General features: G+C 70.6%; 15 protein-coding genes. 3 read left to right on the forward strand and 12 right to left on the reverse strand.

Annotation, left to right across the window (positions count from 1 at the left end; genetic code table 11):
- Positions 1-549: 549 nt before the first annotated feature.
- Positions 550-1,863, forward strand: a complete 1,314-nt coding sequence (locus FHS44_RS02405; protein WP_312863506.1) for a hypothetical protein — start codon at positions 550-552, stop codon at positions 1,861-1,863.
- Here the strand turns inward: FHS44_RS02405 and FHS44_RS02410 are convergent.
- A complete protein-coding gene (locus FHS44_RS02410) occupies positions 1,820-2,422 on the reverse strand; it encodes a cysteine hydrolase family protein (RefSeq protein WP_184712201.1) in 603 nt (200 codons plus the stop codon). The two genes, FHS44_RS02405 and FHS44_RS02410, sit on opposite strands and share 44 nt — an antisense overlap.
- Positions 2,419-3,891 carry an MFS transporter gene (locus FHS44_RS02415; protein WP_184712202.1) on the reverse strand — a complete coding sequence of 491 codons (1,473 nt, stop codon included), beginning with the start codon at positions 3,889-3,891 and terminating at the stop codon, positions 2,419-2,421. Before FHS44_RS02415 ends, FHS44_RS02410 begins: the two co-directional genes overlap by 4 nt.
- A gap of 488 nt (positions 3,892-4,379) precedes the next feature.
- On the opposite strand from FHS44_RS02415, the gene FHS44_RS02420 reads away from it, so the two are divergent.
- Positions 4,380-5,315 carry a LysR family transcriptional regulator gene (locus FHS44_RS02420; RefSeq protein ID WP_184712203.1) on the forward strand — a complete coding sequence of 312 codons (936 nt, stop codon included), beginning with the start codon at positions 4,380-4,382 and terminating at the stop codon, positions 5,313-5,315.
- Positions 5,316-5,335: 20 nt separating this feature from the next.
- Positions 5,336-5,737, forward strand: coding sequence for a YchJ family protein (locus tag FHS44_RS02425; RefSeq protein WP_184712204.1), 402 nt, complete (start codon positions 5,336-5,338; stop codon positions 5,735-5,737).
- A 2-nt stretch (positions 5,738-5,739) separates the two neighbouring features.
- On the opposite strand, the gene FHS44_RS02430 is transcribed toward FHS44_RS02425, so the two are convergent.
- The 10 genes from FHS44_RS02430 to FHS44_RS02475 all read right to left on the reverse strand — a co-directional run bounded on the left by FHS44_RS02430 (position 5,740) and on the right by FHS44_RS02475 (position 16,190).
- The gene (locus FHS44_RS02430) at positions 5,740-6,636 is read right to left on the reverse strand and encodes a DUF4429 domain-containing protein (RefSeq protein ID WP_184712205.1); all 897 of its coding nucleotides are present in this window, start codon (positions 6,634-6,636) and stop codon (positions 5,740-5,742) included.
- A 43-nt stretch (positions 6,637-6,679) separates the two neighbouring features.
- Entirely contained in the window at positions 6,680-7,090 is a 411-nt protein-coding gene (locus FHS44_RS02435) for a VOC family protein (protein ID WP_184712206.1), read from the reverse strand.
- A 13-nt stretch (positions 7,091-7,103) separates the two neighbouring features.
- Complete coding sequence (locus FHS44_RS02440; RefSeq protein WP_221460442.1) at positions 7,104-7,475, reverse strand: helix-turn-helix transcriptional regulator; 372 nt, start codon at positions 7,473-7,475, stop codon at positions 7,104-7,106.
- Between the two features lie 67 nt (positions 7,476-7,542).
- Positions 7,543-8,382 (reverse strand): SAM-dependent methyltransferase, encoded by an 840-nt coding sequence (locus FHS44_RS02445; protein ID WP_221460289.1) that lies wholly within the window; start codon positions 8,380-8,382, stop codon positions 7,543-7,545.
- Positions 8,383-8,693: 311 nt separating this feature from the next.
- On the reverse strand, positions 8,694-9,320 hold the full coding sequence (locus tag FHS44_RS02450; protein WP_184712208.1) for a TetR/AcrR family transcriptional regulator: 627 nt from the start codon (positions 9,318-9,320) through the stop codon (positions 8,694-8,696).
- Position 9,321: 1 nt separating this feature from the next.
- On the reverse strand, positions 9,322-10,731 hold the full coding sequence (locus FHS44_RS02455) for a carboxylesterase/lipase family protein (RefSeq protein ID WP_221460290.1): 1,410 nt from the start codon (positions 10,729-10,731) through the stop codon (positions 9,322-9,324).
- A gap of 62 nt (positions 10,732-10,793) precedes the next feature.
- A complete protein-coding gene (locus tag FHS44_RS02460; RefSeq protein ID WP_184712210.1) occupies positions 10,794-12,341 on the reverse strand; it encodes an ABC transporter substrate-binding protein in 1,548 nt (515 codons plus the stop codon).
- Positions 12,341-13,387, reverse strand: a complete 1,047-nt coding sequence (locus tag FHS44_RS02465) for an ABC transporter ATP-binding protein (protein WP_184712211.1) — start codon at positions 13,385-13,387, stop codon at positions 12,341-12,343. Before FHS44_RS02465 ends, FHS44_RS02460 begins: the two co-directional genes overlap by 1 nt.
- Complete coding sequence (locus FHS44_RS02470; protein WP_184712212.1) at positions 13,384-15,246, reverse strand: dipeptide/oligopeptide/nickel ABC transporter permease/ATP-binding protein; 1,863 nt, start codon at positions 15,244-15,246, stop codon at positions 13,384-13,386. The genes FHS44_RS02465 and FHS44_RS02470 overlap by 4 nt, the downstream gene beginning before the upstream one ends.
- Positions 15,243-16,190, reverse strand: a complete 948-nt coding sequence (locus FHS44_RS02475; RefSeq protein ID WP_184712213.1) for an ABC transporter permease — start codon at positions 16,188-16,190, stop codon at positions 15,243-15,245. Before FHS44_RS02475 ends, FHS44_RS02470 begins: the two co-directional genes overlap by 4 nt.
- Between the last annotated feature and the right edge of the window lie 67 nt (positions 16,191-16,257).

The following is a 16,257-nucleotide window of genomic DNA, read 5'->3' on the forward strand; positions in this document are numbered from 1 at the left end:
CCGCCGGAGTCCTCGGGGTCACCGTTCGAGGCAGTTGGGACGTCCGGGTTGCTCGCCGTATCGGAAAGGCAGTCCGCTGGTGGGTCGTACGGCGCGGCGCTTCGGCGGCCCGGGGCTGCTGAGCCGGAAGCACCCTTGGAACCGCCGGAGTCCTCGGGGCCACCGCCCGAGGGGGTGTCCAGGCCGCTCGCCGTACCGGAAGAGCGGCCTTCTGGCAGGTTGTACGGCGCGGCGTTTCGGCAGGACAGGACATCTGGGTTGTCCGCCGCGCCGGAAGCACCCTTGGAACCGCCACGAGAGTCCCCGGAGTCCTCAGGGTTACCGCCCGAGGGGGTATCCAGGCCGCTCGCCGTACTGGAAAAGCAGCCTTCTGGCAGGTTGTACGGCGCGGCGTTTTGGCAGGACAGGGCATCCGGGTTGTCCGCTGTGCCGGAAGCGCCGCCGGAACCGTCACGAGAGTCCTCGGGGTCATCGTCCGAGGTGGTCGGGGCCGCCGTGCCGGAAAAGTGGTCGTATGGTCAGGGGCTTCGGCGGCATTGGGTGTTTGTGGTGGTTCTCGTGGGCGCGGGGGCGCTACGAGGGCTGGTCATGCTTGGTTACCGGCCCGCCCAGCTCTACTGGTACGACTCGTTCACCTATCTCGATACTGCCGTGCACCTGAGGCCGTCCGGGCAGTTTCATCCGGCCGGGTATCCCCTTCTGTTGCGGGCGCTGTGGCCCTTCCACAGTGTGGAGGTGATCGCGGGCGTCCAGCACGCCATGGGGTTGGGCATCGCGTTGATGGTCTACGTGACGCTGCGACGTTGGTCGCTGCCCGGCTGGGGGGCGACCCTGGCGACGTTGCCCGTCCTGTTCGACCCGGCGTTCCTGCGGCTTGAGCACGCCGTCCTGTCGGACACCCAGTTGATCTTCCTCGTGGTGGCCGCGCTCACGGTGCTGCTGTGGCGGCGGGTGCCGACGGTCCAGGCCGCCGCCTGCGCGGGTCTGCTGGTGGCCTTCGCCGGGCTGACCAGGACGGCCGCGGTGCCGCTGCTGGGCCTGCTGCTGCTCTACCTTCTCGTACGGCGGGCGGGCTGGCGGTCGGTGGTGGCGCTGGTGCTGGCGGGGGTCGTGCCGCTGGGGGCCTACGCGGGGTGGTACGCGGCCAACCACGGCAGGTTCGCGCTCAGCGGTTCCGACGGGGTGGCGCTGTGGGCGCGGACCATGACCTTCGCCGATTGCGCGGTGATCAGGCCCCCGGCGCGGGAGGCCGTGCTGTGCCCGAACGGCACCGTTGTCGACGCGGCCTCCGAGTACGTCTGGGCGCCGGGCGCCTCGCTCAACCGGCTGCCCGGTGACCGCTTCTCCCACAACGACCTGGCCAGGTCGTTCGCGCTGCGGGCCATCGCCGCCCAGCCGTTCGACTATCTCCGCGACGTCGCCAGGGACACCTCGCTCGCCTTCACCTGGACCCCGGTCGCCCACCCGAAGCGGGTCAACGCGGCCCTCACCTTCCCCAGGGGGAGCTGGCCGCTGCCCGCCTTCCCGCTGATCGACAAGGTTCGTCAGGAGTACGACCCGGGCATTCGCGGGCTGTCCTCCGTCGAGCCGTACGCGGGGGTGCTGGCGGCCTACCCCTATCCGGTCTTCCTGCACGGCCCGCTGCTGGGCGTGGTCCTGCTGCTCGGCGGGCTCGGGGTGCTGCGGCGGCGCCGTACGGCACTGCTGCCTTGGGCGGTCGCACTGTTCCTGCTGGTCGGGCCGGTCGCGGCGCTCGACTTCGACCACCGCTACGTGCTGCCGGTCTTCCCGGTCGCGTGCCTGGCCGCCGCCCTGGCCCTCAGCCCTCGCGCAGGAGCGAGCGCAGTTCCACGGAGTCGATGATGTGGGCCATCCTCGGGAAGACGCCGGTCAGCAGGGTCCGGTGGAGGTGCGGGTCCGGGTCGGCGACGCCGTCGGAGAGGACGTGGAGCCGGTAGTCGCGGTCGGCGGCGTCGGCGACGGTGGACAGCACGACGCCGCCGGTGGTGACACCGGCGAGGACGAGGGTGGTGATTCCACGGTCCCGCAGCCGCCGGTCCAGGTCCGTCGTGGACAGCGCGCCGAAGCGGGTCTTGCGGACGACGATGTCACCGGGCTCGGGGGCGAGCCGGGGATGGATGTCCGTCGCGGGGTCCGCGTGGTGCATGAGGCGCTGCTTTCCCAGGTAGGAGAAGGATCTGTTGGCCGACGGGATCGCCGCCCAGTCGGCCTCGGTGAACCCGACGTGCACGTGGACGATGGCGGCGCCGTACGCCCGCATGTCGGCGACGGCACCCGCCACCCGCGTCAGCAGCGCCTCCTGGTCGGTCGAGTCGGGGAGCGAGGCGAGGATGCCGCGCTGGTAGTCCATGACGAGCAGTGCGGACGTCCCGGGGTCCAGCGGCGGGGGTGTGACGGTCATGCTGTCTCCTTGATGGTTGTGGAGCGGCGGGGGAGCAGGAGCGGGGTGGCCAGGAGGAACACACCGGCCAGGCCGATGGCCACGCGTGGGCCGAACAGGGTGCCCAGCACGCCCCACGTGGCCGTCAGGAGCGCGGTCGTCGCCTTGGTCGTCACGGACCAGGCGGACAGCGTGCGGGTGATCCGGTCGTTCGCGGTGCGTTCGAGACGGTAGGTGGCCTGGACCGGGTTGAAGACTCCGCAGCAGAGGATGAGACCGAACTCGACCCCCATCACCAGCAGCAGCCCCCCGGCGCCGGGCCCCACGAAGGCCAGGCCGACGGGCCAGAGCGCGCGCAGCGTCCCGGCCACGACCAGCACCCGGTGCTGCCCGAACCTGGCCACGAGCGGCCGGGTCAGTCGTGAACCGAGCAGCCCGCCGATCGCGGGCACGGCGAAGGCCAGGCCGTACTGCCACGCGGTGAACCCGAGCTGCCCGAGCATGAGTACGGCCAGCAGCGCGTCGGCGGCCATCACCAGGCCGTTGAACAGGGCCGTGTTGAGGAACAGGGGCCGCAACGTCGCGTCAGCGAGGATGTACCGCCAACCGTCGAGCAGGTCTCCGGCCCGCGGGCGCGCGGGTTTCCGGTGGTCGTGAGGGGGGTCCACGGACGCGAGCGGGGTTCCGGTCTGTGCATGTGCGGTTTCCCGGCGTTCGTACTGCGGCTTCTGGGTGCCGGTCGCGTGGACGTGCGTGGTCTCCAGGTGTTCGGGGTGTGGCTCCTGGCGGGTGCTCTGGGACGTGATGTCGCCTGTCGTGTGGAGGGCCGGGAGTGGGTTTCCGGCCCGCGTGTGCGTCGTTTCCTGGTGTTCGGGGCGTGAGTCCCCGGTCCGCGTGCGTGTGGCTTTCCGGTGTTCAGGGTGTGAGCCTTGGCGGACGCCTGTCATGTGGATGCCCAGGGCCGAGAGGAGGTAGCTGAGGGCGTCGGCCAGTACGGTCGCCACCGGGCCGAGGAGGCCGATCGCGGCGCCACCCAGGGGTGGGCCGATGATCGTGGTCGTCCAGGTCGTTGACTCGAAACGGGCGTTGGCGACGAGCAGGTGCTCGGCGGGAAGCAGCGTCTTCAGGTACGCGCCCGAGGCGGCGCGGAAGGTGATGTCGGCGGCCGCGACGACAACCGAGACCAGCAGCAGTTGGACGAAGGAGAGCACGCCGAGCGCGAACGCGGCGGGGATCGTCAGCAGCGCCGCGAACCGCACCAGGTCGGTGCCGATCAGCACGGGCCGCTTGCCGCGGAACTCCACCCACGGGCCGAGCGGAATCGCCACGACGGCGCCGACCGCGGCTCCCACGGAGGACAGCGCCGCGACCTCGGCGGGTCCGGCGTGCAGCACCTGGACGGCGATCAGCGGAAAGGCGCCGAAGGCGAGCCACGTGCCGAGCGCGCTGGTTCCATACGCTCCCCAGAGCCACCCGAACCGCCGCCCCAACCGGTGCCCGGACCGCTTCGGCCACCCCGACCGCTGCTCGGTCCGCCGTCCAGGCCACCGTCCGAACCATCCCAACTGCGGCCCGAACGACTCCGGCCATCCCAACCGCCACCTGAAGCGTTCCGGCCACCACCCAAACTTTTCCGACCGCCCCCCGAACCGCCGTTCCGACTGCCCCAACCGCCACCTGAACCGTCTCGACCGTCCAGAGCTTCCGAACCGCCCCGGCCGCGACTCGACCCGCTGGCCCAACCGCCATCCGAACCGTCCTGGTTGGCCAGAACTCCCCGGCCGTTCCCCGACGCGCTTCAGCGACCCCAACCGCCACCCGAACCGCCCCAACCGCTCCGACCGGTAACCGCTTCGCATGTCCACCCCCGTACAACCAACCAGCGACCCAACGCATCAAACCGCCCGCCGTACCAGGCGATCAAACAACCGAGAACCCGCTCAGCCACAACCAGCGGTTGTCCCACTAGGGTTCGAGGATGGATCTCGACGCCGTCAGGACGTTTGTCGTCGCCGCTGAAGTGGGGCAGTTCCAGGAGGCCGCGGCTGAGTTGGCGGTTACGCAGCAGGCCGTCTCGAAACGCATAGCCGCGTTGGAGCGGACCCTCGGGGTGCGGTTGTTCACGCGGACGCCGCGTGGTGCCGAGCTGACCATCGACGGGCAGGCGTTCCTGCCGCACGCCCGGGAGTTGCTCAGGGTCGCCGAGCGGGCGGTCGCGTCGGTGCGGGTCGGCAGTCGTCCGCTGCGCGTCGACGTGATCGCCTCGCGCGGGGCGGCCTCCGGTCTGATGCGTGACTTCCACCGGGCGTATCCCGAGGTCGAGCTCGACGTGGTGATGCTGCACGACATCGAGGCGGCCGTCTCCGCGATCCGGTCCGGGGTGATCGACGCGACCTTCCGGGCCGTCGCCATGCCGGGCAGGGCCCTGCCCGAGGACGTCGAGTCCGTGCGGGTGCTCGACGAGTCGCTCCAGCTTTTCACCGGCCCCGCCCACGCGTTGGCGGATGCCCGGTCGGTGACCATGGCCCAGCTCGTCGGGCACCGGATCTGGATGCCGGGCATCGTCCCCGGCACCGAGTGGGGCGCCTACTACGACGATCTCGTCGCCGCGTTCGGGCTCACGATCGAGGCGACCGGGCCGAACTTCGGTTCGGACGCGCTGCTCGACACCGTCGCCGACACCCCGGCCCTGGCCACCTTCATGGGCGAGCGGACCCGCCTCGTCTGGCCCGCGGGCTACGGCCTGCGACGTATCCCGGTGACCGATCCCGAGCCCGTCTACCCGCACTCGCTCCTGTGGCGCCGCGACAATCCCCACCCCGCGCTGGCCACCCTGCGTGCCCACCTCGCCGGGATGGCGGGTGGTCACGGTGCCGCGGGGACCTGGGTGCCGGGGTGGGTGATCCAGCGTTGAACCATGTGCACAATGAGGGCATGTCGCCTCGCGCCAAGCTCCGCCCCGCAGCCGCCTCGTGCCCCTGCGGGGCCGCCGTGCCGTACCGGGACCACTGTGGTCCGCTGCACCGGGGGGAGGCGGCGGCGAGCACCGCGGAGGCGCTGATGCGCTCCCGGTTCAGCGCCTTCAGTGTGGGGGACGCCGGTTACTTGCTGCGCACCTGGCACCCGAGCACCCGTCCCGCGCGGCTTGATCTCGGCGGCGGGTTGCGCTGGGTGCGTCTGGAGATCCTGGAGACCACCGGCGGCAGCGCCGTACACACCGAGGGGACAGTGCGTTTCCGTGCCCACTATCTGGAGCGGGGCGTGCCGGGGGAGATGGAGGAGAACAGCCGGTTCGTCAGGGATGGCGGCGCCTGGACCTATCTCGGGGCGGTCTGAACTCACTCCTCGTTGAGACGGGCGAGCAGGGCCTGCTTGGCGTAGGTGAACTCGTCCTCGGTGAGCACGCCCGAGCGGCGCAGCTCGCCGAGTTCGCCAAGGCGGCGCAGGACGGCGTCGTGGTTCTCCAACTCCGCCACCCGGCGCAGCAGCTTCTCCCGCTCATCCTTCGGGTCGAGGGTCGGCGCGGGGGCGACGGCCGTACGGCGTGGCAGCCTGGCGTGCACGGCGGCGGCGACCAGGATCGTCGAGCCGCCGTAGCGCTGCACCCCCCAGGAGACGCAGTTGGGGTCCTCCTCGGGGGCCTTCGCCGAGGCGGTGCCGTTGAGGTGGAAGCGGAGCCGTCCGTAGCCCATGCCGGACTGCGGGGCCCACTCGACGCCGGTGACCTCCCGCAGCGGGAACGTCCTGGACCCCGCGGCCTGCTTGGCGGTCTTGGCGAAGCCGGTCCAGTCGAGCCAGACGGTGTGGCCATCGAAGTTCACCGTGCCGTCGCCCGCCGTCGCGGAGATCGGCACGGCGGGCCCGGACAGCAGGAACCCCTCGGGGGGCGTCTCCGTGGTCCGCTCGACCGACAGGTAGGCGCGCACCTCGTCGGCGAGGTAGCTCGCGGCCCCGGTGCGGTCCTTGGGGATCGCCAGCCGGTAGGGGTCGGCGGGCCCGGTGAGCCGCCCCGCGGCCACGTCAGTGAGCGGATCGGTGCCCGGCCGCAGACGAAGTTGGAGATTTCCGCCCTTGCGCGCGGGCTCGAAGGACACGCTGCTGATCGCGGCGAGTGGAACGGTCAGCTCACCGACGAGTCTGCGCAGCTCATGGACGCTTTTGTCTCCACCCGGGACGATCCTTAGGGTCTCGCCGTCGAATGTCCAAGACCCGTCCGGGACGAAGATCTCCGCCATGCCGGTCAGCCTAGTGCCCCGTGGGCAGGCACCCGGAATCTACCTATCGGGAGCGTTTTGGTCCGGAGAAGCGGATCATGTTGCCCGAGGGGTCGCGGAAGGCGCAGTCGCGGACGCCGTAGGGCTGGTCGATCGGCTCCTGGAGCACCTCGACCCCGGACTCGCGGATCTTCTCGAAGGTGGCGTCCACGTCGTCGGCCTTGAAGAAGACGCCGTTCAGCACCCCCTTGGCCAGCAGCGCTTCGAGCTGCTCGCGGTCGGTCGGGTGGACCATCCCGACCTGGTTCAGGACGATCTCGACGTCGGGCTGGGAGGGCGTGGTGAGGGTGAGCCAGCGGTATCCCTCGATCACGACGTCCGAGTTGACCCGCAGGCCGAGGACATCCCGGTAGAAGGCGACGGCCTCGTCCTGGTCGCGGACTTCGAGGAAGACGTGGGAAAGCGTGAGTGCCATGGGGGAACCGTACTCAGGCGTCCTCGACGGGGGCTTCTCGGATCCTGCTCGGACGGGTGATGATCCTGGCGTAGCAGGCCGGTACGGCGGCGTCCCCGCTGTGGTCGCGGGCCCGGTAGGAGCTGGGGCTCTCGCCGACCAGCTCGGTGAAGCGGGAGCTGAACGAGCCGAGGGAGGTACAGCCGACCTCGACGCAGACCTCGGTCACCGACAGGTCGCCCCTGCGCAGCAGCGCCTTGGCCCGCTCGATGCGGCGCGTCATGAGGTAGTTGTACGGCGTCTCGCCGTAGGCGGCCTTGAAGCTGCGGGAGAAGTGGCCGGGCGACATGAACGCGGCGCGGGCGAGCGCGGGGACGTCGAGGGGGCGGGCGTACTCACGGTCCATGAGGTCACGGGCCCGGCGCAGGTGGGCGAGGTCCTCGGGTGTCACCCGGCCAGCATGCCACGGCGGTTCAGCGCTTGATGCCGATGCCTCCGTACATCGAGACCTCGTCGTCCTTGAGGGATCTCGCCTCGGCGTCGGGATGCCAGTGGTGCACGGGGACGAGGCCGGGGGGAACGATGTCGAGCCCCTCGAAGAAGAGGTCGACCTCGGCCCTGGTGCGGGTCTTCGAGGCGATGCCCCGGGCGTTGAAGGCCGCGACTGCCGACGTGACGCGCTCGGGGGCGGCGTCAACCGCGATCGTCGACAGGGCCAGGGCGCTGCCGGAGGGCAGGGGCCGCAGGAGCTTCCTGACGATCTCGTGCGCCTCCTGCTCGTCGGGAATGAAGTGCAGGATGGCGATCAGGCAGAGGGCGACGGGCTTGCCCAGGTCGAGGGTGTTCTGCGTCTCGGCGGCGTCGAGGATGCCCTGCGGGTCGTGGATGTCGGCGTCGATGTAGCTGGTCTTGCCGGTCGGGGTGCCGACGAGGAGCGCGCGGGCGTGCTGCAGCACGATGGGGTCGTTGTCGATGTAGACGATCCGCGCCTCGGGGTTGACCCGCTGCACGACCTCGTGGAGGTTCGGCGAGGTCGGCAGGCCGGTGCCGATGTCCAGGAACTGGGTGATGCCCAGCTCGGAGGCGAGGTAGCGGGCCACGCGGACCATGAAGTTCCGGTTCGCCCGTACGGAGACCCGCAGGTAGGGGGAGAGGGCCATGACCTCCTCGGCGACCTTGCGGTCGGCCGCGAAGTTGTCCTTGCCCCCCAGCATGTAGTCGTAGACCCGGGCGGAGTGCGGCTGGTTGGTGCGCAGATCGACAGGCTTCGGGCTGTCAGGCGTGAGTCTGGACCAGTCCAAGTTTCCCGACAAGGATGATCCTCCGGTCTTCGGCTCGACATCGAGTCGTATAACGATAAAGCCTGTCGATCATATGCCGACCTCCCCCAAACAGGGCGGAGTGGAGATTGCGGGATGAGAACATTTGATGTTCGCCGGGCCCCGGTGGTGACGGGGCTGCCGGCTTGTCGCAGACCAGTTCGAATACCCCGTCTCGTTGATTGAAAAAGCCATTGTGGAAGATGGAAGTTAATCCGCCTTTCCAATGGGTCGCCGGGGTAAATAAAAGCGATTCTTTGTCGGGTGTCGACAGGCGGAGGACCAGGGAGAAGGTGAGATACGGCCTACCGGTCGGGGGTGGTGATCTCGGTGGTCAGTTCGTCGATGAAGGTTCGGAAGAGGCCGGGCATGTCCACCCGGTCCGGGTTGAGGAGCCACTGCAGCTGCAGGCCGTCCATCATCGAGAACACCAGCCGGGCCACGGCCGTGGTGTCCACGTCGGCGCGGATCGAGCCGTCCTCCACCCCGAGCCGCAGGTTGGCGGCCAGGCCGCCGATGAGCTTCTCGTACCGGCCCACGGCCCAGTCCCGCGCGGGGTGCGCGGGGTTGACGGCCGCCTCGCTGGTCACGATGGCGAACAGCTTCACCAGGCCGGGCAGGTGCGCGTTGTGCTCGACGATGTTCACGTAGTGCCGCAGCGCCGCGGTGCCCGGGGTCGGGTCGTCGACGTGGAACTTCTCCGCGTCGAGCCGGTCACGGTATTCGAGGACGGCGGTGAGCAGGTCGGCCTTGGTGGGGAAGTGGTGCAGCAGACCCGGCTGGGACAGGCCGCACCCCTCGGCGATCTCCGCGATGGAGGCGCCTCGGTAGCCGTTCTCCGCGAAGATCTTGAGCGCCACCGCGAGGATGTGCTCCTTACGGGCCTGCCCACGAGGCTGGCTGCGGGGCTGGGGCCGACCGGGGTTGGACATGTCACCAATCTTCCTCATCTGACAGACCTGCCGCTGCCCGTAGCCTCCGCAGGGGACGCGAGGGGTCACGCTCCGTCGAACAGGGTACGTCGAGCAGCCGGGTCCACCGGTCCTCAAGATCGAAACGCGGCCAGCCGGTCGGTGGGGCGCCGTCGCGGGCGAAGGCCGTCCACGCCTCGCCGAGGTCGTCGGCCAGGGCCTGCGGCGGGTTGGGGCCGGTGAAGATCGACACGCCGGGCCGGTCAAGGTTGTCGAAGACGAACGGCAGCTCCAGCGAGTGACATGCCCCGAGCAGGCCGTCCCGCGCTCCCGACCGCCAGGTGAACAGGTAGCGCCACACATCCGGCGTCAGCGCGGCGTAGGCCTCGGCGAGCCGTTCGGTGGGTTCGAGGAACAGCCGGGCGCCGGTGAGCGCGGCGTGGGACGGCTCAGGAGAGCCGGGGGCCAGCAGGAAGAGCCCGCCCTCGTCGCGGTTGGCGCCGAGCAGGAGCGGGACCGGGGTGACCGTCCCCGCCCTGATCGTGTCCAGCGGCCTGGCGGGCAGGACGACGCCGTCCACGACCGGGAGGAACGGCAGCCCGACGTCGTCGCCCCCGGCCCGCAGCGCCGCGATGACCGACTCCTCCGCGGAGACCAGCTCGGCCACCGGGACCTCCCACAGCCGGTGCGTCTCGGTCTCGTCGAGGCCGAGTACGGCGAGCAGCTCGTGGGTCACCGCGTCGGCCCGCTCCGGGGAGCTGACCAGCTCGCCGCTGCCGCTCTGCACCACGGCCCGGTGGAACAGCCCCGAGGCCACGGGCGAGGTGATCAGACTCACGATGCTCATCGCCCCGGCCGACTGGCCGAAGACCGTGACGTTCCCGGGGTCACCGCCGAAGGCCGCGATGTTCTCCCCGACCCAACGCAGCGCCGCGACCTGGTCGAGCAGGCCCACGTTGCCCGAGGAGACGTGCTCCGCGCCGAGCACCTCGGCCAGGTGCAGGAACCCGAGGACCCCCACCCGGTAGTTGACCGTCACCACGACCACACCGTGCTTGGCGGCCAGGCGCGAGCCGTCGTAGACGACGTCCCTGCCCGAGCCGTTGAGGAAGGCGCCGCCGTGGATCCAGACCATCACCGGCCTCGGCCCGCCGCCGGTGCCCGGCGTCCAGACGTTGAGGTTCAGGCAGCCGTCCTCCGCGGCGGGGTAGGGGAGCTGGCCGAGCATCTCCTCGGCCACGGCGTCATGGCACTGGGGTACGGCGGGGCCGTACTCGACGGCGGGTCTGACCCCCGCCCACGGGGTGGGCGGCACGGGCGGGCGCCAGCGCAGGTCACCGACGGGGGAGGCGGCGAACGGCACGCCCAGGAAGGCGGTGACGTCCCCTTTGACCAGGCCCTCGACGGCTCCGTAGTGGGTGTTCACGATCATCTGCGTCTCCTCGGACCATTCCATCAGAGAGGGGGGCGGGCGCGACCCCGCCCCCTGGGGGTTCACCTGGGCTTGACCTCCCAGGCGAGGTCGGGCAGGTAGCCCGAGGCGACCGTCACCCCGTCGAGCTTCTTGCCGTCGAAGGCGAAGATCTGGTCCTGCCTGGAGACGGCCACGAACCACGCCTGGTCCACGACGTAGCGCATGGCCTCGCGGTACAGGCCCGGCTGTCTGGCCTGCGGCGCGGAGGCGGCGGACTCCAGCAGCTTGGCCAGCTTGGGGTCCTGCGAGGCGAAGGGGTTGAACGGCGAGGCGTGCGGGAGCATCCAGTCCAGCGATGTCAGGTAGGTCGGCAGGCCGCCGTAGGCGAAGCCGAGCGCCGGGAACGACTTGGACATCGCGTTGCTCAGGAAGGCGCCGACCGTGGTGTCGGTGACGACGTTCACCGTGACGCCGACCTGCTTCCACTGCTGGAAGACGGCCTGGGGCAGCAGGTCGAAGCCGTTGACCCCCTGCACCTCGGCCCGCAGCGTGAACCCGTCGGGGTAGCCCGCCTCGGCGAGCAGCTTCTTCGCCTTGGCCGGGTCGTAGGGGTAGCGGTTGTCGTAGTCGGGGACGTACCCATCCAGACCGGGCAGGGAGAGCTGGGTGGTCGGCTGGCCGTACTCCTTGAAGATCGCCTGGGTGATGGCCTGGCGGTCGACGGCGTAGTTGAGGGCCTGCCTGACCCGCACGTCCGCCAGCGGCTTGGCCAGCGTCCCGTCCCGGTCGGCGAGGTTGACCCCGGCGAAGGCGATCGGCGCGTTGATCACCGCGAGCCCGGAGGACTTCGCGGTGTCCGCCTGGTTGGCGACCAGCGCGGTCAGGTCGGCCTGCCCGGTCTTGACGGCGTCGAGAGCCGAACTGGGGTTGGTGACGACCTTGATGACGACTTTCTTCCAGTGGATGCGTGACTTGTCCCAGTAGTTGGGGTTCGGCGTGTAGGTGTAGTGGTCGCCGCTCGCACTCTGCGCACTGTCCAACACGTACGGCCCGGCCCCGAAGCTGTTGGCTCCCATCTTCGACGGGTCCGCCAGGCCCTTCGGGCTGATGACCGAGCCGACGAGCTGGATCTGGTCCAGCAGCAGCGGCAGCACCGGATGCGGCGTCGAGCAGTTGATCCGCACGGTCAGCGGACCCGTCGCGGTGACCGACTCGATGGCACTCGACCAGGTCGCGGCGTTGAGGCCGTTCTTCCTGGCGTAGTCCAGCGAGGCGGCGACGGCCTGCGCGGTCAGCGGCGTCCCGTCGGCGAACTTGACGCCCTCGCGCAGCTTCAGCTCGAAGGTCGTGTTGTTCTTCCCGACGTAGCCCCACCTGACGGCCAGGCCCGGCTGGACGTCCCCGTCGGGGCCGAGCCTGAGCAGGGTGTCGTAGGCGAGGTTGACGAACCAGTTGTCCGATCCGACGTTGGCCTTCACCGGGTCGAGGGTCGCCGGGGCGGCGCTGGCGACCACGGTGAGGGTCTCGGCGGCGTTCGATCCTCCGGTGGACCCGCCGCCGCACGCGGCGACCGATCCGGTGACGAGCGCGATCGAGATCATCCCGACCACTGCGCGATGCCTGGACATCACGTTTCCTCCATGTGAGCGTTTCCCGGACGGCCCACGGCGACCGCGCGGGCCACCGTGCCGTTTCCGGTGGGGGTGAGCTCCGCGGCCCGGTGGCAGGCGGCCGACGCGCCACCGGGAACCCCGTCGACGGGCAGCAGCCCGGGACGTTCCCTCCGGCAGATCTCGACGACGTGTGCGCACCTGGGCGCGAAAGGGCAGCCGGTGGCCGTCGGCTGTGACGCGCCCCTGGGGGTGGCGGGCTCGTCGTGACGTCCGGTTCTGATCCGCGGGTCGGGGTCGGGGACCGCGGCGAGCAACGCCCTGGTGTAGGGGTGGGCGGGACGCTCGTAGACCAGGTCCACCGGCCCGGTCTCCATGACGCGACCCCGGTAGAGGACGACGACGCGGTGTGACAGGTACCGGACGACCGGCAGGTCGTGGGCGATGAACAGATAACTGAGGGACAGCTCCCGCTGCAGGTCGGACAGCAGGTTCAGCGTCTGCGCCTGGATCGACAGGTCGAGGGCGCTGACCGGCTCGTCACAGACGACGAGTTCGGCCGACGTCATGAGGGCCCTGGCGATGGCGACGCGCTGGCGCTGCCCCCCGGAGAACTGGCTGGGGTAGCGCTCGGCGGCCTTCGCGGGCAGGCCAACCCGCTCAAGCATGGCCGCGACCCGCTCACCGACCGGTTTTCCGCGTTCTCCGGAGTGGACCAGCAGCGGTTCCGCGAGCGTCTGGCCGATGGTCCGCGCCGGGTTCAGCGACGAGTACGGGTCCTGGAAGACCATCTGCAGCCGGGCGCTGAGGGCGCGTCTGGTCTTTCGGTTGGCGTGGGTGATGTCGGCGCCGTCGAAGCGGATCCGCCCCGAGGTGACCGGGGTGAGACCCAGCACCGCGCGGGCCACGGTCGACTTGCCCGAACCGGACTCGCCGACCAGGCCCACGGTCTCCCCGGGGCGGACGTCGAAGGACACGCCGTCGGCCGCGCGCAGCGTGGGGGCGTGCCGCTGGCCGTACTCGACGGTGAGTTCGGTGACCTGGAGCAGCGGGCGGGGGGTCACAGGCGGGCTCCTTCACTGACGAGTTCCTCGACGTGCAGGCACCGCGTGAGCCTGGCCGGGGCCGGTCCGGTGAGCGCGACGGGCGCGGCGCGGCAGTCGTCGCCCGCGTACGGGCACCGGGCCGCGAAGCGGCAGCCGACCGGCCACTCCCTGGGGGAAGGGACGGTGCCGGGGATCGTGGTCAGCGCGTGGCCGTGCGCCGCCCGGTGGGGGTTGGCGGCCAGCAGACCCGCGGTGTAGGGGTGCAGGGGCCGGACGAACATGGACTCCACGTCGGCCTGCTCGACGACCTGGCCCGCGTACATGACCAGGGAACGGTGGCAGAGCGTGGCCACCACCCCCCAGTCGTGGGTGACGATCAGCACCGCGATCCCGGTCCTGCGCTGGAGGGTGTGCAGCAGGGTGAGGATCTCCTTCTGCACGCTCACGTCCAGCGCGGTCGTCGGCTCGTCGGCGATGAGGAGCTTCGGGCGCCCCGCGAGGGCGAGGGCGATGAGCACCCGCTGGGCCAGGCCGCCGGAGAGCTGGTGCGGGTAACGCCCGGCGACGCCCTCCGGATCGGGGACGCCGACCATGGCCAGGAGTTCCAGCACCCGCTCCCGCGCCTGCTCCCGGTTCGCCCCACTGTGTCGTCGTACGGCCTCGCGGAGCTGGGAGAGCACGGTGAAGGTGGGGTCAAGGGCGACCATCGGGTCCTGGGAGACGTAGGCGATGCCGCTGCCCCTGACCCTGGCCAGCTCCGTGGGGGAGGCGGTCAGGTCGGTGCCGGCGAAGACCACCCGGCCCCCGGTGACGCGGCCGTTGCCGGGGACGAGGCCGAGGACGCCCAGGGCGGTGACGGACTTGCCGCAGCCGGACTCCCCGACGACGCCGAGCGTCTCACCCGGCATGACGTCGAAGCTCACGCCCTGGACCACGGGGACGCCGTCGATCTCGACGGTCAGGTCCCGCACGGACAGCAGCGCCCCCGGCACGGGGGCCTCGGCGTGCTCCTTCGCCACGGGCGGCGGGGCGGAGGCCGTGGCGAGCTTGGAGACCGACCAGCTCTCCACGGCGCTGTCGCGGATCGCGTCGCCCAGCATGCTCAGGGCGACCACCGTCAGCACCAGCGGCACCCCGGCGGGTACCAGCATCCACGGATCACGGTCGATCACCTGGGAGGCGTCGGCCACCAGGCCGCCCCAGCTCGGGGCGGGCGGCTGCGCGCCAAGGCCGAGGAAGCCGAGCCCGGCCTGGATGATCACCGCGACCGCGGAGAACAGGGCCGCCTGGACGATGACCGTGCTGGTCAGGCGGGGCAGGACGTGCCGCAGCAGGATCTGCGCGTCGGACAGGCCGCAGACCCGCGCCGCCGCGACGTACATCTCCTGCCGGATGCCCAGGGTGCGTGAGCGCAGCACCCGGATGAGCCCCGGGCTGCCGAGCACCCCGAAGGTGATCATCGCGGCGTGCAGGTTGCCCGGGAAGACCGAGAGCACGACCAGCACGATGATGATCGCGGGCAGCGCGAACAGCAGGTCGCCGACCCGGGTGATCAGGGTGTCGGCCCAGCCGCCCAGGTATCCGGCGACCAGCCCGAGGGTCACCCCGACCACCAGGTGGGCCACCAGGGCCTCGGCGACCGCGAGCAGCGCGGGCTGCCCGCCGTACAGGAGTCTGCTGAGCAGGTCGCGGCCCAGGCTGTCGGTGCCGAGGGGGTGCGAGGCCGAGGGGAGCGCCAGCACGTGGGACAGGTCCTGGTCGAGCGGACCGTGCGCGGCGATCAACGGCGCGCACGCGGTGGCCACGGTCAGCAGGACCAGCCAGGCGACGGCGACGACGGCGGCGGGGCGGCGCAGCAGGCGGGAGGTGGTCTTCACGAGGTCCTTACCCGGGGGTCGAGGCGTACGTAGGCGAGGTCGACCACGAGGTTCACCACGATCACGAAGACGGTGATGTAGAGGACCGCGCCCTGGATGACCGGGATGTCGTGCTGGACGGTCGCCTGCTGGGTCAGGCTCGCGACGCCGGGCATCGCGAACACGGTCTCGACGAACACCACGGCTCCCAGCAGGCTCACCATGAGCACGCCCAACACGGTCACGATCGGCAGCGCGGCGTTGCGCAGGATGTGCCGGTAGAGGATCGAGCGCGGCGAGAAGCCGTTTGCCTGCATGACCCGGATGAAGTCCCTGTTCATGGTGTCGAGCACGGAGTCACGGGTCTGCTTGGCGATGATGGCGACCGCCCCCAGGGCGATCGAGACGACCGGCAGGACCAGCGACCCGGCCCACCCGCCGGGATCCTCCTCAAGCGGGACATAACCCGTCACGGGGAACCAGCGCAGCGTCACGGCGAAGACCTCGATGACGAGCAGCGCCAGCCAGAACGGCGGAGCCGCCAGGCCGAAGAGCGCGAGCCCATCGACGATCTTCATCAGCACACCGCCGCGACGGGCGCTGAGCAGGCCGAGCGCGACCCCGGCGAGGCCGGAGACCACGGTGCTGGCCAGGATCAGCGAGAGCGAGACCGGCAGCCGGTTCTGCAGGATCGACGTCACGGCCTCGCCGCTGAAGAGCGAGGAGCCCAGGTCACCCCGGAACACCTGGGTGAGCCAGTTCCAGTACTGCACGGGCAGTGGCTGGTCGAGACCGAGCTGACCACGGATGAGGCGGTACTGCTCGGCGGTCGAGTGCTGGCCCGCGATAGTGCGGGCCGGATCTCCCGGAACGAGGGAGACGAGCACGAAGGTCAGTGCGGATGTGAGAAAAAGCAGTGGCATCGACGCCAGAAGACGGCGGATGACGAGGCGAAGGGCGCCCATAGCGCCTCCAGAGCTTCAGATTTACTTACCGAGTACTCGCTCGGTTATTTTGCTGACAGTAGTAGCC

The organism is Streptosporangium saharense, from assembly GCF_014203715.1.
Lineage (GTDB): Bacteria > Actinomycetota > Actinomycetes > Streptosporangiales > Streptosporangiaceae > Streptosporangium > Streptosporangium saharense.